The sequence below is a fragment of the Acidimicrobiia bacterium genome, from assembly GCA_035651955.1.
In the GTDB taxonomy this organism is placed as follows: Bacteria; Actinomycetota; Acidimicrobiia; order IMCC26256; family JAMXLJ01; genus JAMXLJ01.
The window spans coordinates 52,909-77,759 of sequence record DASRES010000001.1 but is presented as its reverse complement, the minus strand read 5'-3'; the positions used below and the strand labels follow the sequence as shown (position 1 = coordinate 77,759).

Annotated in this window: 27 protein-coding genes; 3 read left to right on the top strand and 24 right to left on the bottom strand. The window is 71.6% G+C overall.

Going from position 1 to position 24,851, the window contains the following annotated elements; all coding sequences use genetic code 11:
- Positions 1-27 precede the first annotated feature (27 nt).
- Positions 28-921 carry a diacylglycerol kinase family protein gene (locus VFC33_00410; protein ID HZR11686.1) on the top strand — a complete coding sequence of 298 codons (894 nt, stop codon included), beginning with the start codon at positions 28-30 and terminating at the stop codon, positions 919-921.
- On the opposite strand, the gene VFC33_00405 is transcribed toward VFC33_00410, so the two are convergent.
- From VFC33_00405 to hemW, 17 genes are all read right to left on the bottom strand, one after another.
- Positions 914-1,303: a plastocyanin/azurin family copper-binding protein gene (locus tag VFC33_00405; GenBank protein ID HZR11685.1), complete on the bottom strand. Its 390-nt coding sequence runs from the start codon at positions 1,301-1,303 to the stop codon at positions 914-916. The genes VFC33_00410 and VFC33_00405 overlap by 8 nt on opposite strands.
- Position 1,304: 1 nt before the next feature.
- On the bottom strand, positions 1,305-2,144 hold the full coding sequence (locus tag VFC33_00400) for a hypothetical protein (GenBank protein ID HZR11684.1): 840 nt from the start codon (positions 2,142-2,144) through the stop codon (positions 1,305-1,307).
- Complete coding sequence (locus VFC33_00395) at positions 2,144-3,013, bottom strand: cytochrome c oxidase assembly protein (protein HZR11683.1); 870 nt, start codon at positions 3,011-3,013, stop codon at positions 2,144-2,146. The genes VFC33_00400 and VFC33_00395 overlap by 1 nt, the downstream gene beginning before the upstream one ends.
- A 10-nt stretch (positions 3,014-3,023) precedes the next feature.
- Positions 3,024-3,446 (bottom strand): cytochrome C oxidase subunit IV family protein, encoded by a 423-nt coding sequence (locus VFC33_00390; GenBank protein ID HZR11682.1) that lies wholly within the window; start codon positions 3,444-3,446, stop codon positions 3,024-3,026.
- 16 nt (positions 3,447-3,462) lie between these two features.
- A complete protein-coding gene (locus tag VFC33_00385; GenBank protein ID HZR11681.1) occupies positions 3,463-4,074 on the bottom strand; it encodes a heme-copper oxidase subunit III in 612 nt (203 codons plus the stop codon).
- 3 nt (positions 4,075-4,077) lie between these two features.
- Positions 4,078-6,063 (bottom strand): cytochrome c oxidase subunit I, encoded by a 1,986-nt coding sequence (gene ctaD / locus VFC33_00380; protein ID HZR11680.1) that lies wholly within the window; start codon positions 6,061-6,063, stop codon positions 4,078-4,080.
- Between the two features lie 64 nt (positions 6,064-6,127).
- Entirely contained in the window at positions 6,128-7,267 is a 1,140-nt protein-coding gene (gene coxB / locus VFC33_00375) for a cytochrome c oxidase subunit II (GenBank protein ID HZR11679.1), read from the bottom strand.
- 295 nt (positions 7,268-7,562) lie between these two features.
- Positions 7,563-8,465: a GTPase Era gene (era, locus tag VFC33_00370; protein HZR11678.1), complete on the bottom strand. Its 903-nt coding sequence runs from the start codon at positions 8,463-8,465 to the stop codon at positions 7,563-7,565.
- Positions 8,462-9,796 carry a hemolysin family protein gene (locus tag VFC33_00365; protein ID HZR11677.1) on the bottom strand — a complete coding sequence of 445 codons (1,335 nt, stop codon included), beginning with the start codon at positions 9,794-9,796 and terminating at the stop codon, positions 8,462-8,464. The genes era and VFC33_00365 overlap by 4 nt, the downstream gene beginning before the upstream one ends.
- Before the next feature lie 38 nt (positions 9,797-9,834).
- Positions 9,835-10,347, bottom strand: coding sequence for an rRNA maturation RNase YbeY (ybeY, locus tag VFC33_00360; GenBank protein ID HZR11676.1), 513 nt, complete (start codon positions 10,345-10,347; stop codon positions 9,835-9,837).
- 130 nt (positions 10,348-10,477) lie between these two features.
- Positions 10,478-11,395: a PhoH family protein gene (locus tag VFC33_00355; GenBank protein HZR11675.1), complete on the bottom strand. Its 918-nt coding sequence runs from the start codon at positions 11,393-11,395 to the stop codon at positions 10,478-10,480.
- A gap of 104 nt (positions 11,396-11,499) precedes the next feature.
- The gene (locus VFC33_00350) at positions 11,500-11,841 is read right to left on the bottom strand and encodes a histidine triad nucleotide-binding protein (protein HZR11674.1); all 342 of its coding nucleotides are present in this window, start codon (positions 11,839-11,841) and stop codon (positions 11,500-11,502) included.
- 37 nt (positions 11,842-11,878) lie between these two features.
- Positions 11,879-12,361, bottom strand: coding sequence for a transcriptional regulator (locus VFC33_00345; protein ID HZR11673.1), 483 nt, complete (start codon positions 12,359-12,361; stop codon positions 11,879-11,881).
- Between the two features lie 53 nt (positions 12,362-12,414).
- The gene (locus tag VFC33_00340; GenBank protein ID HZR11672.1) at positions 12,415-13,215 is read right to left on the bottom strand and encodes an RsmE family RNA methyltransferase; all 801 of its coding nucleotides are present in this window, start codon (positions 13,213-13,215) and stop codon (positions 12,415-12,417) included.
- A 5-nt stretch (positions 13,216-13,220) separates the two neighbouring features.
- A complete protein-coding gene (gene dnaJ, locus VFC33_00335; GenBank protein HZR11671.1) occupies positions 13,221-14,339 on the bottom strand; it encodes a molecular chaperone DnaJ in 1,119 nt (372 codons plus the stop codon).
- A gap of 14 nt (positions 14,340-14,353) precedes the next feature.
- Entirely contained in the window at positions 14,354-15,361 is a 1,008-nt protein-coding gene (gene hrcA / locus VFC33_00330; protein ID HZR11670.1) for a heat-inducible transcriptional repressor HrcA, read from the bottom strand.
- A 12-nt stretch (positions 15,362-15,373) separates the two neighbouring features.
- A complete protein-coding gene (gene hemW, locus VFC33_00325; protein ID HZR11669.1) occupies positions 15,374-16,513 on the bottom strand; it encodes a radical SAM family heme chaperone HemW in 1,140 nt (379 codons plus the stop codon).
- A 43-nt stretch (positions 16,514-16,556) separates the two neighbouring features.
- Here hemW and VFC33_00320 point away from each other — a divergent pair, with 43 nt between their 5' ends.
- Positions 16,557-17,693, top strand: coding sequence for an acyl-CoA dehydrogenase family protein (locus VFC33_00320; GenBank protein HZR11668.1), 1,137 nt, complete (start codon positions 16,557-16,559; stop codon positions 17,691-17,693).
- Between the two features lie 14 nt (positions 17,694-17,707).
- On the opposite strand, the gene VFC33_00315 is transcribed toward VFC33_00320, so the two are convergent.
- Positions 17,708-18,064: a hypothetical protein gene (locus VFC33_00315; protein ID HZR11667.1), complete on the bottom strand. Its 357-nt coding sequence runs from the start codon at positions 18,062-18,064 to the stop codon at positions 17,708-17,710.
- Positions 18,064-19,848, bottom strand: coding sequence for a translation elongation factor 4 (gene lepA / locus VFC33_00310; protein ID HZR11666.1), 1,785 nt, complete (start codon positions 19,846-19,848; stop codon positions 18,064-18,066). The genes VFC33_00315 and lepA overlap by 1 nt, the downstream gene beginning before the upstream one ends.
- 123 nt (positions 19,849-19,971) lie before the next feature.
- On the opposite strand from lepA, the gene rpsT reads away from it, so the two are divergent.
- The gene (gene rpsT, locus VFC33_00305) at positions 19,972-20,241 is read left to right on the top strand and encodes a 30S ribosomal protein S20 (GenBank protein HZR11665.1); all 270 of its coding nucleotides are present in this window, start codon (positions 19,972-19,974) and stop codon (positions 20,239-20,241) included.
- Here rpsT and VFC33_00300 read toward each other — a convergent pair whose 3' ends face one another.
- From VFC33_00300 to VFC33_00280, 5 genes are all read right to left on the bottom strand, one after another.
- Positions 20,242-21,315 (bottom strand): hypothetical protein, encoded by a 1,074-nt coding sequence (locus VFC33_00300; protein HZR11664.1) that lies wholly within the window; start codon positions 21,313-21,315, stop codon positions 20,242-20,244.
- A complete protein-coding gene (gene folP, locus VFC33_00295; GenBank protein ID HZR11663.1) occupies positions 21,312-22,169 on the bottom strand; it encodes a dihydropteroate synthase in 858 nt (285 codons plus the stop codon). Before folP ends, VFC33_00300 begins: the two co-directional genes overlap by 4 nt.
- Positions 22,066-23,643, bottom strand: coding sequence for a ComEC/Rec2 family competence protein (locus VFC33_00290; protein ID HZR11662.1), 1,578 nt, complete (start codon positions 23,641-23,643; stop codon positions 22,066-22,068). The genes folP and VFC33_00290 overlap by 104 nt, the downstream gene beginning before the upstream one ends.
- The gene (locus VFC33_00285) at positions 23,640-24,398 is read right to left on the bottom strand and encodes a ComEA family DNA-binding protein (GenBank protein ID HZR11661.1); all 759 of its coding nucleotides are present in this window, start codon (positions 24,396-24,398) and stop codon (positions 23,640-23,642) included. Before VFC33_00285 ends, VFC33_00290 begins: the two co-directional genes overlap by 4 nt.
- Positions 24,399-24,504: 106 nt before the next feature.
- Positions 24,505-24,849 carry a DUF4157 domain-containing protein gene (locus VFC33_00280; GenBank protein HZR11660.1) on the bottom strand — a complete coding sequence of 115 codons (345 nt, stop codon included), beginning with the start codon at positions 24,847-24,849 and terminating at the stop codon, positions 24,505-24,507.
- Positions 24,850-24,851 lie beyond the last annotated feature (2 nt).

Sequence of the window (24,851 nt, the reverse complement as noted above, 5' to 3'; positions counted from 1 at the left end):
CCTACAAGCAGATATCGTCCCGGCCGCATGCGCTGGACCGCGGTCGTGAACCCCTCCGCCGGCCGCGGCCGCACGCGCCGGATGCTGCCGACGCTGACGTCGGAGCTCACGGGGACGGGCGCGGACGTCGACGTACGGGTCGCCGCGGACGTCGACGAGACGGCGTCGATCGCCCGCGAGGCGTTCGCGCAGGATCGCGGCGTGCTCGTGTGCGGTGGTGACGGGACGGTCGCGCTCGTCGCCGGCATCGCCGCCGAGTGCGGCGGTCTCGTCGGGATCGTCCCGACGGGCGCGGGGAACGACTTCGCGCGCACGCTCGGCATCCGTCGTCGGAACCTGACCGGCGCGGTGCGGACGTTGTCGGACGGTCACGAGATCACGGTCGACCTCGGCCGTGTCGACGGCCGCTGGTTCTGCTCGGTCGCGAACACCGGGTTCGACGCCGAGGTCAACCGGTGGGCCAACGAGGTGCGCCGGCTCAGCGGTACGGCTCTGTACCTCGCGGGTGTGGCACGCACGCTCGCGGTGTACCGCCCGCGCCGCTTCCGGGTCCGCGTCGACGACGGCGAGCCGCGTGATGTCGACGCGTGGTTGCTCGCGGTCGGCAACGGCCCGGTCTACGGCGGCGGGATGCAGATCGCGCCGGACGCGCGGCTCGACGACGGCGTCTTCGACGTGTGCGTCATCGGGCGGATCAGCGTGCCGGGCTTCGTCGTGAACTTCCCGCGCGTCTTCGCGGGTACGCACACGAAGCACCCCGCGGTCTCGGTGCTCCGAGGCGCGACGGTCACGATCGAGTCGCTCGACGGCGGCATCGACCTCTACGCGAGCGGCGAGCGCGTCGGTCCGCTGCCGGCGCGGCTCGAGACCGTCCCGCGTGCGTTGCGCGTGATGGTGCCGCGCGACTCGGCGATCACCTGACGGTCAACGTTCCCTTCATCCCCGCGGCGGCGTGGCCCGGGATCGTGCAGTGGAACTTGTGTGTCCCCGCGGTCAGGTCGACCTTCTTCGCGTCGGTGCTGCCGTCGCCCGTGACCTCGAGCTCGAAGCCCTTCACGTCGTCGAACACGAGCGTGTGCGCGCCGCTCTGGGTGTTCTTGAGCTCGACGTCGTAGATGCCCGGGCGGTCGACGGTCAGCTTGTCCGGCTTGAAGAAGAGGTTGCCGGCCTGGATCGTGATCGTCCCGATCGCGGCACCGGCCGGCTGCTGGTAGCTCGACCCCTTGCCCCCGCCGCACGCGCCGAGCACCCACGCGCACAGCGGCACGAGCACGACCGCGCCCACGCGGAGCCGCACGCGCACGTCAGCTGCTCGGCGTCGTGCCGTTGCGCGTGGTGCCGCCGCTCGGCTGCCCGCCGCCCGTGTTCCCGCTGGACGGCAGCGGGTTGCTCGACGGGGTCGGCGTGCCGGGCGCCGGTCCGTTCGTCCCGGCCGCCTGCGTCGTCGCGGTCGTGTTGGCCGGCGTCTGCGTGCCCGGCTGCGTCGCGGGCGGCGCGCCGGCCGTGACGGTCACAGTCGCGAACATGCCCGCCTCGCGGTGGCCCGGGATCGAGCAGTAGATGGTGTACGAGCCCGGCTGCACCTCGACCTTGCCCTCGGTCGGCCCGCCGGGGACCTTGAGCTCGAAGTAGCTCAGCTTCGGGTCGTCCCACACGAGCGTGTGCGTCCCGCCCTTGTCGACGTAGATCACGTTGATGATCCCGGCCGGGATCGTGAACTCCTTCGACTGGAACGACAGCGTCGGCAGCGCGTCCACCGTCAACGTCGCGACCGCGGGTCCGGTCGGCGCGGACGGACCGGCCGCCGCCTTCTTCTCCTCGGAGTGACCGAGGACGATCGAGCCACCCCCGAGGACGACGAGCAACGCGAACGAGATGATGAGCACGAGCGACGAGGTCCGCAGCCGGGGACGGGCCGCGATCAGCGTGGCACCCCCGAGGATCAGGACGGTGACGATCGCGGCGACGACGACGGCAGGGTTGCCCGTGCCCGCGAGCAACACGCGCGAGAAGTTGATGACGTAGAAGATGACCGCGAGCACGACGACGACGGGGATGACGAGCGCGAGCAGCATGCGGTGCTTGATCTCACGCCGTTCCCGCTCGATCGGATCCTCGCCCTGGGGCAGTTCGGCCGTGGCCATCAGGTCGCCATCCCTATCTCTTGCAGCTCACGCAGCTCGCGGTCCGCGGCGCGCCCGCGCCGCGGCGTGTTCCCACCCTCTTCCTCCGCGAACCAGCGGAAGAACACGATCGTGATCAGCATCCAGAGCACGAGCCCGCCACCGAGCTTCATGATCAGGCCCGCGAGGCGCTGGTCGTCGAGCGTGCTGAACCCGAACAGCTGGTGCACGTGCTCGTAGTAGTGGTACAGGGGCGCGCTACCGAACGTCAGGAACGACGCCGGGATCGTCGGCACCACGGACTGCAGGAACAGGTAGACCATCTGCATCGGTGGTGAGTAGCGCGGGATCTCGGGGATCGGGCTCAGCACCGGGAGCCACACGATCAGCGCGGTCACGAAGATCACGCAGTGCGCGAGGAAGTGGTAGAAGCCGTTGTGCAGCGTGAGGTCGACCACGGTCGGCCAGTGCGCGACGACGAGCACGACGTTGTAGAGGATCACCGCCGGGAAGAACCGCGCGAGCGCGCGAACCGTCCGGAAGAGCCACTCGGGACCGAGCACCCAGCGCGCCAGCCAGCCCGGTGTACCGAGCAGGATCAGCGGCGCGGCGATCAACGAGAACGTCAGGTGCTGCATCATGTGCACGCTGTAGTTCGCCTTCTCGGCGATGTCGTGCACGGGCCAGTCCGACACCATCCACGTCGCGAGCAAGCCCGCCGAGAAGCACGCGACCTGCCTGCGCGTCACGACGCGTCCCGGGGGCGCGACCCGCGGTCCGACGCGCACGATCGCGAGGGCGTACCCGGTCCCGAGCAGCGCGATCAGCAACCAGACGTCCGGGTGGGGCTGCCACGCTGGGAACCGGGCCGCGGCCGCGAGAACGGTCACCGGCATCGGCTCATGCGTGGTGCTGCCAGACGTGCAGCGTCGACAGCACCACGCCGTACAGCACGATCGCGGCGACGATGCCGACCGCGAACATCCGGCGGAAGATCGGACGATCCGTCTTCAGGTGCATGAACCACGCCGCGACGAGCGCGAACTTCGTCACCATGAACACGAGCAGCATCAGCAGGATCAGTCCGTTCGGGATGTCGCCCGTCAGGTAGGAGACGGTCACCTCGAGCGCGGTGAGGACGACGAGCACGACGCCGACCATCACGTACTGGAACGGCGTGGGGTGCGGCCGCACCTCGCCCGGCAGCATCGGGAGCGCCTGTGGGGGGACGTCGCCCAGGTGCTCCGGTTCCTCGCCCGGCGCGAACTCGAGCCCGCCCGGTACGACCTCGGCGTCTCCGGCCGGCGTGTGCCTCTCGGTCACGACGCGTCTCCCACTTCTACTTCGGGACCAGGTAGACGACGGTGAAGATGACGATCCACACGACGTCGACGAAGTGCCAGTAGAGACCGGCGATCTCGACCTTCTCGGAGTCCGCGGTGCTCAGCCGTCCCTGCGTCGACAGACCGAACAGGGAAAGCAGCCAGATGATCCCGCCCGTGACGTGCACGCCGTGCAGGCCGGTCAGGACGAAGAACGTCGTGCCGAGCAGGTTCGTGTGCAGCGAGAGGTGGTGCTCGCGGAAGAAGTTCGTGAACTCGTAGACCTGACCACCGATGAACGTCAGCCCGAACAGCGCGGTCGCGACGATCCACACCCGGAAGCGACGGTGGTCGCCGCGCTGGATCGCGGCGAGCGCGAGCACCATCGTGAGACTGCTCATCAGCAGGATGAACGACGTCGTCGACGTGAAGGGGATGTCGAACACCTGCGACGCCTTCACACCGTGGGTCCGCCCCTTGTAGAGCAGGTACGCGGAGATGAAGGCACCGAAGAGCAGGCACTCCGACGACAGGAACAGCCACATCGCGAGCTTGGCGTTCGTGACGCCGGTCGCGGTGCCGTGCGTGTCGTACGCCTCGTGCGGCGGGGCGAGCGCGGTCTCCTGCATCGTCTACTCCGTCGCCGGTTCCTGCGCCCAGCCGAACAGCCCGAAGAACACGAGCAACAGACCGAACGGCACGAACCACACGTTCTGGAAGACGGCCCCGTAGGCGAGGATCGGAAGGCCGAGACCCATCACGAGGGGCCAGTACGACGGGGTCGGCATGTGGATGGCGTGCCCCGCGCCGTGCGTCACGGCGGGCTCGACCGGGCCGCGCGGCGTCGTCGCGACGGTGCCCTGCGCGCCGGGGACGTCACCCGGGATGCCGTGCTCGCTGGGGACGTCGTCGTCCGCGCCGCCGCGCGGCAGACGGACGAGCCGGCCCTCGTCGTCCTCGGTGTACTTGCGGTGCCACCAGTCGTCACGTGAGTGGACGACGGGGATCTCCGCGAAGTTGTACTCGGGGGGCGGCGACGGGATGGACCACTCCAACGTGCGGCCGTCCCACGCGTCGGACGGCGCGGGCTCGCCGTGCTTGCGGCTGACCCAGAGGTTGATCACCAGCAGCAGCACGCCGATGGCGATGATGAACGAGCCTGCGGACTCGAGGCGGTTGAGGAACGTCCATCCCATGTTCGACGGATAGGTGTACGTGCGGCGCGGCATGCCCTGGAGACCGACGAGGTGCATCGGGAAGAACGTCAGGTTGAACCCGACGAGGACCGTCCAGAACGTCCACTTGCCGAGCTTCTCGTTCAGGTAGCGGCCGTACAGCTTGGGGAACCAGTAGAAGAGGCCGCCGAAGAACGCGAACACCAGACCGCCGAACAACACGTAGTGGAAGTGCGCGATCACGAAGTAGGTGTCGTGCTGCTGCGTGTCGGAGGGGACGACCGCGTGGAGCACACCCGAGAGCCCACCGATCGTGAACTGCGCGATGAACCCGAGCGCGAAGAGCATCGCGGTGTTCAGGCGTAACGACCCGCCCCAGATCGTCCCGAGCCAGTTGAAGATCTTCACCCCGGTCGGGATCGCGATGAGCATCGTCGAGATGCCGAACGCCGAGACCGCGACCGGGCCGAGTCCGGTCGTGAACATGTGGTGCGCCCACACGCCCCAGCCGAGGAACCCGATCGCGACGCCGGAGAACACGACGACCGCGTACCCGAACAGCGGCTTGCGCGACATGACCGGGAGGATCTCCGAGACCATGCCGAAGCCCGGCAGGATCAGGATGTAGACCTCCGGGTGGCCGAACATCCAGAACAGGTTCTGGTACAGCAGCGGGTCGCCGCCGGCGTACGCGTTGAAGAAGTTCGTGCCGAAGTTCCGGTCGAAGAAGACCATGAACAGCGCTGCGGTGACGAGCGGCATCGCGAACAGCGTCAGGAACGCCGTCACGAGCATCATCCACACGAACGGCGGCATCCGCAGCAGCGTCATGCCCGGCGCGCGCATGTTCAGGATCGTGACGATGAAGTTCAGCGACGCGGTGATCGACCCGATGCCGAGCATCACGATGCCGACGGCCCAGAAGTCAGGGCCGTGTCCGGGCAGGTACCCGGCCGACATCGGCGTGCTCGTGAGCGGCGTGTACCCGAACCAGCCGCCGTTCGGCGCGCCGCCGAGCACGAAGCTCGAGTACAGGAAGATCCCACCGAAGAGGAACACCCAGTAGCCGAAGCAGTTCAGCCGCGGGAACGCGACGTCGCGCGCGCCGATCATGAGCGGCACGAGGTAGTTCGCGAACGCGATCGCGAGCGGCATCCCCATGAGGAAGATCATGGTGGTGCCGTGCATCGTGAACATCTCGTTGTACTGCGCCGCGGTCAGGACCTTGCCGTTCGGCTGCGCGAGCTGCAGGCGGATGAGCAGCGCCTCGATCCCGCCGACGAGCAGGAAGACCATGGCGGTGACGCCGTACATGATCCCGATCTTCTTGTGGTCGACGGTCGTCAACCAGCTCCAGAAGCCGGTCGTGGCGCGGGGCCGCCGGAAGACGTCGACTCGCCGAGTCGGAACCGTCGTCGTCGCCGCGTCCGAAACGGTCGTCATCGGTTCACCCCCTCGTGCATGAAGCGAACGGTCGCGTGCACGGTCATCCCGTCGGGTCCCGGCGTCACTTCTGGCCGAGCAGGTAGTCGGCGATCGTCTCGGCGTCCTGCTGCGTCATCGCCTGCTGCCCCTTCGGGAGATGGTTGACGAACGACGGCATGCCGACACACGCGGCCGGTGGCGGCTGGAGGCACTTCTGCGACTGCATCGGCAGCATCGACGGCGCGTTGCGGACCCACGTCACGAGGTTGTCGCGCGTGAGTGCGTAGGAACCGGACGCGAACACGCTGCGCGACCCGAGGTGGGTGAGGTTCGGGCCGAAGCTCGCCTTCGACGAGTCGTCGACGGTGTGACAGTTGGTGCAGTGGTACGTGCTCGCCATGAGCGTCGGCGCGCCGGACGCCGGCTGGTTGTCCGGGCCCGTGAACGCCTGCCTCGGCCCCTGTTGCTGGTCGCGGACCCAGCTCTGGTAGTCGGCCTTCGACATGACGACGACGCGCATGCGCATGTCCGCGTGCGCGAGCCCGCAGTACTGCGCGCACTGCCCGAGGTACGTCCCGATCTTGTTCGCCTGGATGTTCAGGTGGTTCGTCCGCCCGGGGACGACGTCCATCTTCCCAGCGAGCTGGGGCACCCAGAAGCTGTGGATGACGCTGCAGCCGGTGTAGCCCGTCCCGAGGGTGGGGTCGCACGCGCGCAAGGACAGGCGAACCGGCGTGTCGACTGGGATCGCGAGCTCGTTCGCGGTGACGACGTTCTCCTTGGGGTACTGGAACTGCCACCACCACTGCTTGCCGACGACGTTGACGCTGATCGTGTCGGCGGCGGCGGGCGCGCGTGCGACGTCGAAGATCGTGGCGATCGTCGGCACCGCGATCACCGCGAGGATCACCGCGGGGATGATCGTCCACGTGATCTCGAGCGGCGTGTTGCCGTGCACCTGCTTCACGCTGCGCGGATGACCGGGACGCTCGCGGAACTTGAACACCGCGACGAGCAGGAGCGCGAAGACGAGGATGCCGACGCCGCACGCGACGAACGCGATCGGTCGGAAGAGGTTGTCGATCTTGTGGGCGTAGGGGCCGCTCGGGTGGAAGGAGTTCTGGCCGTTCTTGGGTCCGCTGCACGCACCGAGCACGACGGCTGCGCCGCCGAGCAGCGCGAGGACCGCCAAGCGCCTCGGACGCGTGGAGCGACGCTTCATGTCCCCTTCCCGGTGAACGGTTCCCCCGCCTCGTCGTGCCCGCCGCACGGCCCGACCCGACTCCGGCGCACTCTATAGCGGCCCGATTCTGCTGCTACAAACCCGGTCCGACTGTTCCGTCTCGCTCGTTCGCTGCGGCGCTCGGGATACCCGAGCCGCGGGCGCTCACTCGCCGGCGAGCTCGCTCCGCACCTCCGTCGCTCCGCTCGCCGCGCTTGCCAACATTGCGCGCGGAACATAGTCACCGCGGTGGGTGAAGTGGTGGCACGGACGGACGCCCTGCGCGCGGTGCGCGTCAGAGGCCGAGGCGGTCGAGCGCGTGCGCACGGCGCTGCCAATCGCGGTCGACGCGCACGACGGTGTCGAGGTGCACGCGCGTGCCGAGCAGCGACTCGAGCTCGAGCCGCGCCTGCGTGCCGGTGTCCCGCAGGACGCTCCCCCGCCGTCCGATCACGATCCCCTTCTGCGAGTCACGCTCCACGCGGATGACGACCCGGAAGCGCGCGATCTCGGCGTCGCCCGCGGCGTCGGCGTCGTCCGGGACCTCGGCGGTCACCGCGATCGAGTGCGGCAGCTCGTCGCGTGCCACCGCGAGCAGCTTCTCGCGAACGATCTCGGCGACGAGGAACGTCTCGGGCTGGTCGGTGACCACACCGTCGGGGTAGTACCGCGGTCCTTCCGGCAGGCGCTCGGCCAGCTCGTCGAGGAGCGCGTCGACACCGTCGCCCGTGCGCGCCGAGACCGGTACGTACGCGGCGAACTCGCCCAGCTCGCCCGCGCCGGCGAGCCGCCGCGCCACCTCGGCACGCGGCGCCACGTCGACCTTGTTGACGACGAGGACGACGGGCGTCTCGACTTCGCGGAGACGCGAGGCGACGAAGCGGTCGCCGGGCCCCGTCGGCGCGGACGCGTCGACGACGAAGCACACCACGTCGACCTCCGCCAACGTGGTCAGTGATCGCTCGTTCGCGCGCTCGCCGAGCAGCGTGCGCGGCTTGTGGACGCCCGGGGTGTCCAGGAACACCATCTGCGAGGTCGGCGTCGTGCGTACGCCGCGCACCTGCGTGCGCGTCGTCTGCGGCCGGTCGGACACGATGGACACCTTCGTGCCGACGAGCCGGTTCAGCAACGTCGACTTGCCGACGTTCGGACGGCCGACGAGGGAGACGAACCCGCTGCGGAAGGGGCGCTCCGTCACGTGCCCGGCGTCGGGCTGGACGCGGGGGGCTCCGCGGCGTTGGGTGTCTCGCGGTCCGGCCCGTGCTCGGCGGTCTCGCTCGGCTCCAGCCGGCGGACGCGCACGGTCACGATGCGGTGGCCCTGCAGGCGCTCGGCGCGGAACTCGAGACCGTCGAAGCGCACCGTCTCACCCTCGTCGGGAACATGGCCGAGCAGGTTGAAGACGAGACCGCCGACGGTGTCCCACTCGTCGTCGGGAAGCTCGACGTCGAGCTCCTCGTTCACGTCGTCGATCGGCGTGCGGCCGGGGACACGCAACGACCCGTCGGCGAGATGCTCGAGGTGCGGCTCGGCGCGGTCGTACTCGTCGGCGATCTCGCCGACGATCTCCTCGAGGAGGTCCTCCATCGTGACGAGCCCCGCCGTGCCGCCGTACTCGTCGACGACGATCGCCATGTGGAAGTGCTCCTGTTGCATCTCGCGCAGGAGCTCGGCGACGCGCTTCTGCTCGGGAACGAACACGGCTGGCCGCGCGGCGTCGCGGACGCGTTGCCCGCCCTTCCCGGCCCGCTCGAGCGTGACGAGGTCGCGTAGATAGACGAGCCCGACGATGTTGTCCGTGCTGTCCTCGTATGCGGGCAGGCGCGAGAAGCCGTGCTCGATCGCCTGCTGCATCGCCGCGACGACCGTGCAGTCGGCCTCCACGCCGATCATGTCGGGGCGTGGAGTCATGACCTCGCGCACGAGCGTGTCGCCGAACTCGAAGATCGAGTGGATGAGCCGCCGCTCCTGGCTCTCGATCGACTGCTCCTCGGCCGCGACGTCGGCCATCGTGCGGATCTCCTCCTCCGTGACGAACGGCCCTTCGCGCAGGCCGCGGCCCGGGAGCACGACGTTGGCGAGCCCGATGAGGCCGCGAGACACGAGCCGCAACGGCGGGAACGTCGTGAGGAAGTGCAGCAGCGGCGTGACGCGCAACGCGGCGCGCTCGGTGTGCTGGATCGCGTATGTCTTCGGTGCGACCTCGCCGATGACGAAGAACAGCACCACCTCGACGACGGTGCCGACCGCGACGCCGATCGCGCCCAGCAGCCCCTCGACGAGCACACCGATGAGCGTCGCGGACGCGAGCTGGCACGCGAGCACGACGAGCAGGACCGCGTTGAGCGTCCTCACGGGCGACTCGAGCAGCGCGGCGAGCCGCCCCGCGTTCTTCACGCCCTCCTCCTCGAGCGCGAGCGCGCGGATCCGGCTCATGCGTGTGAACGCGGTCTCCGAGAGCGCGAGCGCGATCGACGCGAGGAAGAGGACGACGATCGCGACGAGCATGAGCCACTGGCCGCCGCTCATCGCGCGCCCGATGCTCTCGGTGGAGGTCGCCGCACGCGTCAGCCCCTCTGCTCGAGCCTGCGGAACCGCTCGAGGAGCTCGCGCTCGCGTCGTTGCATCGCCTCGGACTCCTGCTCCTCGGCGTGGTCGTAGCTCAACAAGTGCAGCACGCCGTGCACGACGAGCAGCGCCAGCTCGTCATCGAGCGAACGCCGGCGGGTCTCGGCCTCGCGGCGGGCGTATGTCGGGCAGACGACGACGTCGCCGATCATCGCGGGCGGCTCACCGGGCTCGCTCGGCGACCCCGGGCCCCGGCCGCCCTGGTCGGGCTGGCGACCGGGCGGCACGACGTCGTCGTCCATCGGGAACGCGAGGACGTCGGTCGGGCCCGTGCCCCCGAGGAACCGCTCGTTGAGGTCGGCCATGGCGCGCTCGTCCACGAAGATGAGCGACAGCTCCGCGCCGCCCGGTACCTGCTCCTCGTCGAGGACCATGCGCGCGAGCCGTACCCACCGCATGACGTCGACGGGCACGTCCTGCTGCTCGTCCGCCGCGAAGACGTCGACGCTCATGTATCCGCTCTTGGCGCCTTTGGCGCCGGGTAACGCCCGTGGTCACGCTCGCTGCTCGCGCGGGATACCCGGCTCGCCCACGCTCGCCGCTCCCGTGGCCACGCTTCCGCTCGCCCTTCGGCTCGCTCGCTCATGTCCTCGACGGCCCGCGATCCGTGCGCGCGTAGGCGTCGACGATGTCCTGCACGATCCGGTGGCGAACGACGTCACGCGAGCCGAGATGCACGAACACGAGGCCGGGGATGCCGTCCAGCACCTGCTCGAGCTCGCGCAGTCCGCTGCGATCCGGACCGTCGGGCAGGTCGATCTGGGTCACGTCGCCGGTGACGACGACCTTCGACCCGAAGCCGAGTCGGGTCAGGAACATCTTCATCTGCTCGGGCGTCGTGTTCTGCGCCTCGTCGAGGATGATGAACGAGTCGTTGAGCGTGCGGCCGCGCATGTACGCGAGCGGCGCGACCTCGATCACGCCGCGCTCCATCAGGCGCGCGACGGCCTCGGGATCGAGCATGTCGTAGAGCGCGTCGTAGAGCGGCCGGAGGTACGGATCGACCTTCGCCAGCACGTCGCCGGGAAGGAAGCCGAGCCGCTCACCCGCTTCGACCGCGGGGCGCGTGAGGATGATCCGGTTCACCTGCTTGCCCTGCAGCGCCTGCACGGCGAGCGCGACCGCGAGATAGCTCTTGCCGGTGCCCGCGGGGCCGATCGCGAACGTCACGGTGTTGTCGCGCACCGCGTCGACGAAGCGCTTCTGGCCCGCCGTCTTCGGCCGGATCGACTTCCGGCCGCGCAGCACCTCGGTCGCCATCACCTCGGTCGGCCGCTGGTCGGCCTTCAGCATCTCGATGCTGCGGCCGACCCCGTCGCGGTCCAGGTGGTGGCCCTGCTCGAGGAGCATGACCATCTCCTCGAACAGCTGCGCGACGCGTTCCGCCTCGTCCTGATCGCCGGTGACGGTGATCTCGTTCCCGCGGACGTGGATCGACACCGGGAACGCGCGCTCGACCAGGCGGAGCAGCTCGTCCCGCTGGCCGAGGAGACCGACCATGAGATGGTTCCCCGGGACGAGCACCTTGACCTGGGTTGCGGACACGTCGGGACCAGCGTAGCGGTCGCCACGAGCGGACCGAAGGCCCGTCGCACGCACGCTCGTCAGCCGGGCGGCCAGGCCATCCGCCGGCCGCCGAGCACGTGGAGATGGAGGTGCGGGACGCTCATGCCGGCGTCGGGCCCGACGTTCGCGACGACGCGGTAGCCGCCCGCGGCGATCCCCGCCTGCTCCGCGACCTGCTGCGCGGCGCGCACGAGCTCGCCGAGGATCGGGTCGTCGGCCGCGAGCGAGTGGAGGTCCTCGACGTGCCGGCGCGGGACGACGAGGACGTGGACAGGCGCCTGCGGGTTGACGTCGCGGAACGCGACGACGTCGTCGGTCTCGAGCACGCGCTCGGACGGGATGTCACCCGCGGCGATCGAGCAGAAGAGGCAGTCGGGCATCAGCCGTGGCGCGGCACTCGGCCGCCGGCGCGCGCGCTCAGGCCCGCGCGCGCAGGCCGAGCTGCTCGAGCCGGGTGCCGAGCTCCTCGGGGCGCCGGCCGAGCACGGCGGCGAGCACGCGGATGTCGTCGCTGCGGATCGTCAGCAGCCGGCCGTTGAAGTCCTGGCGTTGGAGCTGGATCGTCGCGGCGTAGCGCGACAGGACAGCGGCGTCGGGGTCGTCGAGCGCGTGCAGCGCGACGAGGTCGATCGTGAACCCGTTGTCGATCGAGGTGGAGCCACCGTCCGTGAGGTTGATCTCCATCTCGAGCTCGCGCGGCAGGAGCTGGTCGCCGGGGACCTCGTAGATCTCGGCCAGACGGAGGAGCCTCGGCACCGAGATCGCGCGCTCACCGCGTTCGTACGCGCCGAGCACCGAGGCCTTGAACTCCTGTTGGGAGCGCGCCTCGACGTCGTGGAGCGACAGGCCCTTCTGTCGTCGGATCGCCCGCAGCCGTTCGCCGACGCGAGTTCCACTCATGTTTCGACCGCCCCCATGGCCCGGACCCGCCCGGAGGCAGGATACCAGCGAGTTCAACGAAATGGGGTGTTCTCGCGCTCGGCGCGCGATCGCGACTGTGATTCGCGCGAGAACATACCCCGATCGCGACGCGAAGTGAACAACCCGCACACGACGGGCGCCGCCGTGGCCGCACGGAGCACATGGGGCCCAACGGCCACACGAGGCGCACCGGCCGTCAGGCGCCGCTCCGCGTCGTCGAACCCGCCCTCGGGGCCGACCACGATCAGCCATCCCGCGGCGGGTGGGTCCGGGAGGTCGGCGAGCGGCACCCCGCCGCGGTCGGCGACGACGAGGCCCGGGTGGCCCGCCACCGCTCCGAGCGAAGCCGCCTGGTCGACCGCGGGGAGCACGGCGCGCCGGCACTGCATCCCGGCCTCGCGGGCGGCGCGGCGGAGTCGTTCGAGGGCGCGAGCGCTCGCCTCGTCGTCGCGGCGCACGACGGAGCGCGCCATCGTGACGGCGACGATCCGGTCGGCGCCGAGCTCGGTGAGCTGCGCGACGACCTGCTCGGGCTTCGCGCCCTTCGTCACGCCGAACGCGACCGCGAGGGGCGGGAGCAGCGGTGGCTCCTCGCGCTCGTCGCCGCACGCGGCCAACGTCACTCGGCCGGGCGACGTCGCGGTGACGTCGTACGGGCGCCACCGACCGGTGCCGTTCGCCGCGGTGACGCGTTCGCCGGTACGGATGCGACGGACGCGTTGCAGGTGGTGCCCGTCGTCGCCCGCGACCGTCAGGCTGTCGGCGAGGTCGTCGACGTAGACGTGCGCCGCCGCGCCGTCGTCAGCCGCGAAGGCGGGCGGTACGCGCGCCACCCGCGCTACTGGAACGCGGACCGGATCCGGGAGAAGAGGCCGTGCTCCGCGTCCGCGACCTCCTCGCCGCGCAGTGCGGCGAACTGGCGCAGCAGCTCGGCCTCCTCGGGCCGCAGGCGCTCGGGGACCTCGACGCGCACCTCGACGAGGAGATCGCCGCGCCGGCTGCCGTGCGTCGTCGGCATCCCCCGACCCTTCAGCCGGAAGACCCGACCCGTCTGCGTGCCGGGCGGGACGGCGAGCTCCTCGTCGCCGTCGAGCGTCTCGATCACGAGCTGCGCGCCGAGCGCGGCCTGCGTCATCGGGACGCGCCGGACGTGGAGCAGGTCGTCGCCCTGACGCTCGAAGCGCGGGTCCGGCTCGACGTGCACGCCGACGTACAGGTCGCCGGGAACGCCACCGCGCGGCGCGGCCGGACCTTGACCGCGCAGCAGCAGGCGCTGACCGTCGTGGATGCCGGCGGGCACCTGCACCTCGATCTCGCGCGCACCGGCGACGCGCCCGTCCCCGCGGCACTGGTGACACGGCGACGGGATGCGCGAACCGGTCCCGCCGCACGTGTGGCACGGCGCGGCGGTGACGACCTGACCGAGCAACGAGCGCCGCACCTGGCGGAGCTCGCCCGTGCCGCCGCACGTGTCGCATCGCTCGGGGTGCGTACCTGGCTCACAGCCCGAACCCTGACAGCGGTCGCACGCGACCGGCATCCGCACCTCGACCGTGCGCGTCGCGCCGAAGGCGGCGTCGCTGAGCGTCAGGTCGACCCACGTCTCGAAGTCCGGAGCGCGTGCCGGACCGGCCGGCCCGCGGCGGGTGCCGAAGACGTCACCGCCGAAGAACGCGTCGAAGAGGTCGTTGAGGCCGAACCCCTCGGGGCCCATGCCTCCCATGCCGCCGGGTCCGGCGCCGACGCCCGCCTCGCCGAACATGTCGTAGCGGCGCCGGCGCTCGGGATCGCGCAACGTCTCGTATGCGACGGCGATCTCCTTGAAGCGCACCTCGGCCTCGGGATCCCCCGGGTTCGCGTCGGGATGGTGCTGGCGCGCGAGGCGACGGTACGCGCGCTTGATCTCGTCGTCGGTCGCGGTGCGGTCGACACCGAGCACGTCGTAGTAGTCGGGCACGGGCTACGCCCCTGTCATCCTGAGAGCAGGCGACCGAGCTGTTCGGAGACGGCCGCGACCGCGGCCAGTGCCTGCTGGTAGTCCATGCGTGTCGGACCGAGCACTCCGACGGTACCCGCGACGTCGCCCTCGATCGTGTACGGCGCGAGGACGAGCGAGCACTCGCGAAGCTCGGCGACGTCGTTCTCGGCACCGATGCGGACGGTGACGCCGTTGTCGAGCACGTTGCGCACGAGCGAGACCACGACGACCTGGTGCTCGAGGAGCTCGAGCAAGCGCGCCGCGCTCTCGTGCGTGGTGAACGCGCGCTGCTCGGCCGCGATGCGGCTCGCGCCGCCGACGTACAGCGGCTCGAACGCCTCGCTCGCGCGCGCGGTGATCGCGTCGCGCATCTTCGTCGCGACGTGGTCGATGCGGGCGTCGCCGGACGGGGTCACGGCGGTCGACGCGCCGAGCTTCTCGCCCTCCATGACCGCACGGACCGACGCCGTGACCAGCGCGACGTCGTCCTCGTCGAGCGAGATGTCGGGGTCGAGCTCGACGATCGCCTTCTCGACGTTGCCGTTCGACAGGACCGCGACGCCGACCAGGACGCTCGGCTGCAAGGCGACGACCTGCACGCTCCGCACGATCGCGGTCTCGGGCTGCGGTCCGACGACGACGGCGGCGTGCTCGGTGATGTCGGAGAGGAAGTGGCTCGTCTCGTCGAGCAGGTCCTCGAGCGCGCGGTGCGCACGCGTGAAGAAGTCCGCGACCGCCCGCCGCTGCCCGACCGGCAGGCCGGGGCGCGTGAAGTGGTCGACGAAGAACCGGTACCCGAGGTCGGTCGGGATCCGGCCCGCCGAGGTGTGCGGCTGGACCAGGTACCCCTCACGCTCCAGGACGGTCATGTCGTTGCGGACCGTGGCGCTCGACACGCCGAGGCCGCGGGACCGCGCGATCGTGCCCGAGCCGACCGGCTGGGCGGTCTCGATGTACTCCTCGACGATCGCCCGGAGGATGGCGGCCTTCCGCTCGTCCATTAGCACTCGATTCTACCGAGTGCCAGCCGTCGCGACACCGGGCGCGGCCGCCGCCCCGGCGGCGAGGAGATCCACCGTGACCGCGCTGGCCAGGAGCCGGCCCCGCGTGGTGAGCCGGATTCGCCCGTCGTCCACGACGACCAGCCCGTCGGCCGCGAGCGCGTGAACCCGCTCGCGCGCCCGATGAGCGACCGGGAGTGGCGCGCCGCACCGGGTGCGGAGCGCGAGCGCGAACACCTCGTCGGCACGCGTGGCGGGATCCAGGAACTCCCCGCCGGCCTCGACCAACTCCTCCCGGGAGACGAGGTCGATGTAGCGGTCGGGAGTCCGGACGTTCCACCACCGGCGCCCGGCCGTGTGGCCGTGCGCGGCGCACCCGATCCCGACGTACTCGCCGCCGTCCCAGTACAGCCGGTTGTGCCGGCACTCCTGGCCGGGACGGGCCCAGTTGGAGATCTCGTACCAGGCGAACCCGGCCGACGCGAGGAGGTCGTCGGCGAGGAGGTACTTGTCGGCCTGGTCGTCGTCGTCCGGCGCGGGGCGCTCCCCTGCCGCGACCATCCGCCCGAGCGGCGTGCCCGGCTCCACGGTGAGCGCGTACGCGCTCACGTGGTCCGGACCGAGCGCGAGCGCGTCGAGAACGGTCGCGCGCCAGTCGTCGAGCGTCTCACCCGGCACCCCGTAGATCAGGTCGACGCTCACGCGCGCGAACCCGGCGTCGCGCGCCGCCGCGATCGCCCGCGCGACGTTGGCGGGGTCGTGCGTCCGGCCGAGCGCGCGCAACACGTGCGATCGCATCGACTGCACACCGAGAGACACGCGATCGACGCCGCCGGCGCGGTAGACCGCGAGCTTGTCGCCGTCGACCGAGTCGGGGTTGCACTCGACGGTGACCTCCGCGCCCGGAGCGCGTGGAATCGCGTCGAGGATCCGCACGAGCCGGTCAGCCGGGAGCAGCGAGGGCGTCCCGCCGCCGAAGAACACCGACGTCGCGTCGGGGAGATCGCCGCGCGCCCGGCGTCGCTCGACGTCCGCGACGCATGCGTCGACGTACGCGTCGACGAGGTGGGCGCGGTCCGTCCACGTCGCGAAGTCGCAGTAGTCGCACCGCGACGCGCAGAACGGGACGTGCACGTAGACGCCGAACGCCATCACCCGATGATCGCGCCGGTGCGGGCACATAGCCTCGCGCTCGATGCAGCCCACGCTCCCGCTGCCTCCCGAGGCGGACCGGTACCGCGCGGACGTCCGCGCGTTCCTGGCCGAGCACGCACCGGACGGCCGCTACCCCGCCGACTTCGTCCGCGCGCTCGCGCGGGCGGGCTTCGTCGCACCGCACTGGCCCCGACCGTGGGGGCTCGACGCCGGTCCGCTGCAGCAGCTCGCGATCGACGACGAGCTGCGGCGCGCGCACGCGCCCCGACCCTTGAACCCGATCGGCATCGGATGGGCGGGACCCGCGCTGCTCGTCGCCGGCACGCCCGCCCAGCACGCGCACTGGCTCCCGGGCATCCTCGACGGATCCGAGTTCTGGTGCCAGCTCTTCAGCGAGCCCGGCGCGGGGAGCGACCTGGCGTCGCTGACGACACGCGCGAACCGGGACGGCGACGAGTGGGTCGTGCAGGGGCAGAAGATCTGGACGACGGCCGCACAGCACGCGCGCTGGGGGATCCTGCTCGCGCGCACGAATCCGGACGCCGAGGCGCACCAGGGCATCTCGTACTTCGTCCTCGACATGCGCGCGCCCGGGATCGAGGTGCGACCGATCCGGCAGATGGACGGATCGTCCGGGTTCAACGAGGTGTTCCTCGACGACGTCCGCATCCCGGCCGACCATCTCGTCGGCGAGGAGCACGACGGCTGGCGGCTCGCACGCGTCACGCTCGGGAACGAGCGCGTGTCGCTCTCCGGCGAGGGCGCGCTGTGGGGCATGGGACCCACCGCGCACGACCTCGTCGCGATCGTGCGCGAGCACGGTGGCGTGCGCGACCCGGTCGTGCGCCAGCGCGTCGCCGCGGTCTACGCGGAGGCCGAGGTGCTCCGGCTCATCCGCATGCGCACGCTTGCCGCGCGGCTGCGCGGCCTCGAGCCCGGACCGGAGGCGTCGGTGCGCAAGGCGATCGCGGACGAGCACGGTCAGCGCGTCATGGCGCTCGCCGTCGAGCTCGCCGGCGCGCACGGCCTGCTCGCGGACCGAGGCCCGTTCGGGACGGAGACGGCGACATGGGCGAACGGCTACCTGTTCTCGCGGGCGCTGACGATCGGCGGCGGGACCGCTGAGGTGCAGCGCAACATCATCGCCGAGAAGGGCCTCGGGCTCCCGCGCGACTGACGGCGCCCGCCGGGTCAGCGCAGCGCGTTCCGCACGGCGGCGACGATCTCGTCGAAGGAGTGCTCGTAGCGCTCGCGCATCGACGCGATCGTGCCGAACCCGAACGTGTCCTCGACCGTGATCGTCACGTCCACGCGCGAGTCGTCCTCGGGTCGGAGCACGACGGTCGCCTTCGTCGGCAGCCACGCCGGTCGCGTGAAGGACGCGCCGAGCAGGCGCGTCACGAGCTGCGACCCGCGCTTGGCCACGATCCGATCGGTGCCGACCTCCCGCACACGCGCGAGCAGCGAGAGCCCGGCGACCGCGCGCTCGCGCGCGTCGCCGACGCGGTCGTGGACCGTGAAGGTGACCGTCCGCGACCAGTTCGCCATCAGTCCTCGAGCCGCAACGCCGCGACGAAGGCCTCCTGCGGCACCTCGACCCTGCCGATCTGCTTCATCTTGCGCTTGCCCTCCTTCTGCCGCTCGAGGAGCTTGCGCTTGCGCGTGATGTCGCCGCCGTAGCACTTCGCGAGCACGTCCTTCCGGCGCGCCTTGACCGTCTCGCGGGCGATGATGCGGCCGCCGATCGCGGCCTGGATCGGGACGTCGAAGAGCTGGCGCGGGATGAGCTCGCGCAGCTTGACCGTCATGCGACGCCCGTACTCGTACGCGCGGTCACGGTGGACGATCGCCGAGAACGCGTCGACGGGCACGTTGTTCAGCAGCACGTCCACCTTCACGAGGTCGGCGCGCCGGTACCCGGCCGGCTCGTAGTCGAGGCTCGCATACCCGCGCGTGCGCGACTTCAGCTGGTCGAAGAAGTCGAGCACGATCTCGGCGAGCGGCATCGCGTAGACGAGCTCGACGCGCTCCTCCGAGAGGTACTCGAGCTTGCTCATCTCACCGCGGCGCTGCTGGCACAGCTCCATGAGCGTGCCGACGTACTCGCTCGGCGTGAGGACCGTGATGGTGACGTACGGCTCCTCGACCCAGTCGATCGCGTTCGAGGGTGGCATCGCGGACGGGTTGTCGACGACCTCGACGCGCCCGTCGGTCGTGTGGACCTCGTACTCGACGTTCGGCGCGGTGGCGACGAGCGCGAGGTCGTACTCGCGCTCCAGCCGCTCGCGCACGATCTCCATGTGCAGCAGGCCGAGGAAGCCGCACCGGAACCCGAACCCGAGCGCGCCCGAGGTCTCGGGCTCGTACGTGAACGAGGAGTCGTTGAGGCGCAGCTTCTCGAGCGCCTCGCGCAGGTCGGCGTACTCGTCGCCCTCGACGGGATAGAGCCCGCAGAACACCATGGGCTTCGGGTCGCGGTACCCGGGCAGCGCCTCGCCGGCGCGCGACGCGTTCGTCACCGTCTCGCCGACGCGCGCCTCGCCGACGTCTTTGATCCCCGCGATGAGGTACCCGACCTCGCCGGGGCCGAGCGTCGCGACGGGTGTCGGCGCCGGGAGGCGGACGCCGATCTCCTCGGCGTCGTGGACCGCGCGCGCCTGAACGAAGCGCAGGCGCGCGCCGGCGTCGAGCGTCCCGTTGAAGACCCGGACCGCGCTGACGACGCCGCGGTACGCGTCGTAGTACGAGTCGAAGATCAGCGCCTGGAGGGGCGCGTCGTCGGCGCCTCGCGGTGCGGGGATGTGCTCGACGATCGCGTCGAGGAGCTCGGGGACGCCCTCGCCCGTCTTCGCCGAGACGCGCAGGATCTCGTCGGCGGGGATGCCGAGCACGCGGTCGATCTCGCCCGCGACGCGGTCGGGCTCCGCGGCGGGAAGGTCGATCTTGTTGAGCGCGGCGACGATCGCGAGGTCGTGCTCGAGCGCGAGGTAGCAGTTCGCCAGCGTCTGCGCCTCGATCCCCTGCGACGCGTCGACGAGCAGCACGACGCCCTCGCACGCGGCGAGACTCCGCGACACCTCGTAGCCGAAGTCGACGTGGCCGGGCGTGTCGATCAGGTGCAGCACGTGGTCGGCCCACTCGAGCCGGACGTTCTGCGCCTTGATCGTGATGCCGCGCTCGCGCTCGAGCTCCATCGAGTCGAGGTACTGCGCCCGCATGTCGCGCGGGTCGACCGCCCGGCACAGCTCGAGCACGCGGTCGGCGAGCGTCGACTTGCCGTGGTCGATGTGGGCGATGATCGCGAAGTTCCGGATGCGCTCGAGCGAGGTCATGGGCGGTACCCATTCTCGCCGAGCACCCGCCGCCGGCCGGGATGGCGAAGCCGAGAGCGGCGAGACACGACCACGCTGCTACCCTGTCCGGGTTCCACGACGAGTCCCGGAGCCCTCACGCGCATGGCGAACATCAAGAGCCAGAAGAAGCGGATCCTCACGAACGAGAAGCGGCGCCGCCGCAACCTCGCTGTCCGCTCGGAGCTCAAGACCCGCGTGAAGCGCGCCCGCGAGGCGGCCGAGAGCGGCGGCGAGGACGCCGCGGAGCGGTTGCGGATGGCCCAGAAGCGGCTCGCGATGGCGGGTGAGAAGGGCATCATCCACAAGCGGCAGGCTGCCCGCCGCACCTCGCGCCTGATGCGTCAGGCGGCCCGCGCGCTCGCCGGCGACTAGCTACCGCGAGCGCGACCGCGCTGCGGCCGCGCTCTTCCGTCCCGGTCCCCCGCGACGTGCGCCCGAGCGCGCCGAGAGCGCGGCGAGCCGCGACACGAGCACCTCGAGCACGACGTCCTCGGGGATCGCGCGCGCACCCTTGAGATCGATGTCGGCCTGGTGCAGCCGTGCGAACGCCTCGCGCAGCCCGTCGCTCCCGAGGCGGCGCGACGCCTCCAGCGCCTTGCGCGCGGGATAGGGCTTCACCTTCCCGCCCAACGCGGCGACGGCGGCGCGCTCGTCCGTCACGTCGGGGTCGTCGAGACGGGCCAACCGCCGGTAGTGGCTGTGCAGGAGCCCGGTCACCTGGAGCGGGTGCATCGGCTTCGGCTGGCGGGGGCTCGTCACGGTGAGCATGCGGTGGAGCGTCTCGAGCGCGGCCGCGACGTCTCCCGCGTCGATCGCGTTCGCGAGCTGGTAGACGGGCACCGCGCCCGCCTCCCCGAGGTACGGCTCGATGTCGTCGGCGTCGAGCGCGGCGCCGGCACCGTAGGTCGACGACAGCACGTCGACGAACGCGCCGACGCGACCGGCATCGTCACCCAGCCGCTCGACGACGGCGCGCCTCGCCTTCGGGTGCAGGTGCACGTCTGCTCGCGCGAGAACGTCCTCGAGCACGTCGTCCGTCTTCTCGGAGCGTGGACCGATCTCCTGCGCGCCCGCGGCGCTCAACGCCTTCGCGAGTGGCGTGCTGATGCGCCCGCCGGTGTTGACGAGGACGAGCGCGGTCGTGTCGAGCGGGTCCGCGAGATACGCGACGAGTGGCTTCGCGTCGTCCGCGGTCAGCTCGTCGGCGTTGCGCACCACGACGACGCGCCGCTGCGTCATGAACGGCGGGCTCGACGCGGCGTTCACGACGGCCGCGACGACCGCGGCCCGACCCTCGGCCGTCGCGTCGCCGTCACCGCGCGTGGGAACCGTCGCGTCCTCGAGCGCGAGCGTGCGGTCGTCGTCGCCGAGCAGCTCGTCGACGAGGCGCTCGAGGACCTGCGCACGCAGGACCGGATCGCCCCCGCGGACGACGTGAACGGTCACGCTCCTGCTCCCGGCCGCCCGCGATCGACGTCGAGGAGCGCCTCGACCACACGGCACACCTGGACCGAGCCCGCGACGTCGTGCACGCGCACGATGCGGCACCCGCGCGCGACGCCGTACGCCACACACGCCAACGATGCATCGCGGCGCTCGTCGACGGCGAGGTCCATCAGCTCGCCGAGGAAGCGCTTGTTCGACGCCGACAACAGCAGCGTGTAGCCGGATGCAGCGAACGTCTCGCTCTCGCGCAGCAGCACCGCGCTCATCGCCGGTGTCTTGCCGAGGTCGAGGCCGGCGTCGATCGCGATCTGCTCGCGCGCGAGACCCGCCTGCTCCGCCGCTCGTGCACGGGCCAGGAGGAACTCGTTGACGTCGGCGACGAGGTCGTCGTAGACGGGCTCGGGATCGGGCACCCGGGGACGGAGACGGATGTGCGTCGCGATGACGGACGCGTCGGCCTTCGCCGCGACCGCGAGATAGTCGGGATCGGCGAAGCCGCTGATGTCGTTCCCGACGACCGCACCCGCCTCGCACGCCGCCGCGAGCACGCTCGCGCGCCAGGTGTCCACCGAGATCGGGACCGCGACGCGCGTGTGCAACGCCTCGATCGCCGGGATCACGCGGTCGAGCTCCTCGGACTCGCCGACCTCGGGGCCCGGGCCGGCCTTCACGCCCCCGACGTCGAGCACGTCCGCGCCGTCACGGACGAGCTGCTCGGCCCGCTCGAGCAGCCGGTCCAGCGCGAACGTCTCACCGCGGTCGTAGAACGAGTCCGGCGTCCGGTTGAGGATGCCCATCACGAGCGTGCGAGTCGTCAGGTCGTGGGTGTGCTCGCCGAGACGGAACGCGGGCATCGGGGCGGACACTACCGGGCCGTCGCATGGCGACCACGACCGCGGTGAGCACGAACGCGACGGCGGCGAGCAGCGCAGCGCCGCGCGGGTCGAGCGCGACGGGAACCCGCGCGCCGACGTGCGCGACGAGCGCGACGTAGCCCGAGAGCAGACGGGCAGGTTGCTGCGCGAGCCACGCGAACGCGGGAGCGTGACGCGCGGCCAGCCCGCCGAGGACGCCGCCGGCGAGCCCGAACGTCGTCAGCGGGCCGACCGCGACGGCGGCCGCGACGTTCGCCGGCAGCGCGACGAGCGGCATCGACCCGAACACGCCGAGCTCGATCGGCAGGACACCGAGCTGCGCGGCGGCAGTCACCGCGAACGGCTCGCACACGACCGACGGACCGGGGAGGCGGCGCGCGAGCGCGGTGGCGAGCAACGCGATGCCGCAGCACGCGCCGCACGAGAGCGCGAACCCGACCGAGTGGAGCAGGAACGGATCAGCCAGGAGCAGCACGGTCGCCGCGATCGCGAGCACGCGCAGCGTCGCGATCGGCCGTCCGAGATGGACCGCGAGCATCGAGACGGCAGTCATCGCGATCGCGCGGAGCACGGACGGTTCCCAGCGCGTCATCGCGCCGAACGTCACGACCACCGCGAGCGCCACGACGAGCCGGGGCCACCGCCCGACCCGGCGGAGCAACGGGCCGGCGAGCGCGAGCACGAACGCGACGTTCTCGCCCGACACGGCGACGAGATGGCTGAGCCCCGATGCTCGGAACTCGTCGACGACGGTCGCGGGGACGTTGCGGGTGTCGCCCAACAGGAACCCCGCGACGAGGCCGCGCTGCGTCAGCGGGAGGAACCGCGTCCCGCCGAGCACGGCGTGCCGGGCCGTGTTCGCGAGCCGCGCGAGGGGCGAGGTCGGGCGGCGGGCGTCGAGGACGTCGGTGACAGTCAGGCGAGCGACCGCGTGACGCCAGGTGAACCGCGCGTCGTAGCCGGTGAGCGGGACGAGGCGGCCGCGCACCACCACTCGGTCACCGGCCTCGAGGATCGACATCCGCGCACCGACGTCGCGCGACGCGCGCGCGAGCACGATCCGGCCGCCCGCACGGCGCGCGGACACGCCGTCGTCCACGTCCCGCAACCGGACCAGCACCGACGCACCGAACCGGTTCGGGACGGGGTCCTCGGCGAGAGTGCCGTGGACGACGGCCGTGGCACGGTCGTCGACGAGACGCGTGATCGGCGAGTGCACGAGGCCGTCGAGGGCCCGGCACGTCGACGCGCTCGCGAGCAGCGCGCACGCGACCACTGCGACGGCGAGTGTCACCGGTGGTCGTCGCACGACGACGCACGCCGCGAGCGCGACGAAGCCCGCGACCAGCGCGCCGGTCGCGGGCGCCGGACCCGCGCGCTCGCCCACGACGATCCCGACGACCGTTCCCGCGAGCGCGGCGCCCGGACCCGCGGCCGAGCGGAGCGTGGTCACACGCGCACGAGCGGCTCGAGCTGCGCGAACCGGGCGTCGCCGATGCCGCGCACGCGACGCAGGTCGGACACCGAGCGGAACCCGCCCGACCGCGTCCGTTCCGCGATGATCGCCTGCGCGAGCGCGGGACCGATGCCGGGCAGCGCCTCCAGCTGAGCCTGCGTGGCCGTGTTCAGGTCGAGCGGCGCGTCGGGCGTCGGCTCGCCCGCGCTGCCCCCGGCGCCGCCTCCGCCGGTCGACCCGTCGCTCCCCGCGACGACGGGCGCGGGCTCACCGACCTTCGCGACGGCGATGTGCTGCCCGTCCACGAGCTTCGCCGCGAGGTTCAGGCGAGCGAGGTCCGCACCGGGGACCGCGTCTCCGGCGGCCGCGATCGCGTCGACGACGCGTGAACCCGCGGGCAGGCGGACGACCCCGGGCCGCGCGACCGCGCCCGCGACGTCGACGACGACCTCGCTCGCCGCGCTCTGGCCCGTCGTGGACGTCGTCGCCCGTGCGCGCGTCGTGGGCGTCGCGCGGTCGCGGGCCGGGCCGGTGGCCGCCCGGGGCGCGCCGGCGTCACTCGCCGAGGCGCCGCTCGCGACGCCGAGCCGGTACCACACGACGCCGGCCACGACCGCGGCGACGAGCAAGACCGCGACCGCGACGCGCGTGTCGGAGCGCCAGACGCGCACGCGATCCGCGAGCGCGGCCCACGGGCCGTCGGGCAGCGACGGGCGCGGAGGATCCGGACGAGCGAACGGGGTGGACGGCATCACGACCTCCGGAGGCGCGAGACGACGCGAGGAGGAAGTGATGCGGGGGAAGGGGCCCGACCGGCGGGAGCTCCGGCGGAAGGGATCGGGACCGTACCAGGCCCGGTCAGCGTCCCGCCACGCCGCGGGCCTCGACCTCGAGCGGGATCGCCTCGTACGCGGCCTGGTGCGCGAGACCGTCGCGACGACCGCGTGCATACGCGCCGAGGTAGCGCGCGAGGAAGTGCACGACACCGAGCTCACGCCACTGCCGCACGTGGACGAGCTCGTGCGCGAGGAGCGCGCGGTCGCGCTCGAGGCCTCGCCGCACGACGACGAAGCGGCCGAGCGTGATCGCGTCGATCGCGTGCGGGAGCCACGGGACCACGACGACGCGCGCACGGGACCGGTCCTCGGGCGGGACGCGATCGAACCGCCCGAGCTCGACGGGCGACAGCCGGCCCACGATCATCG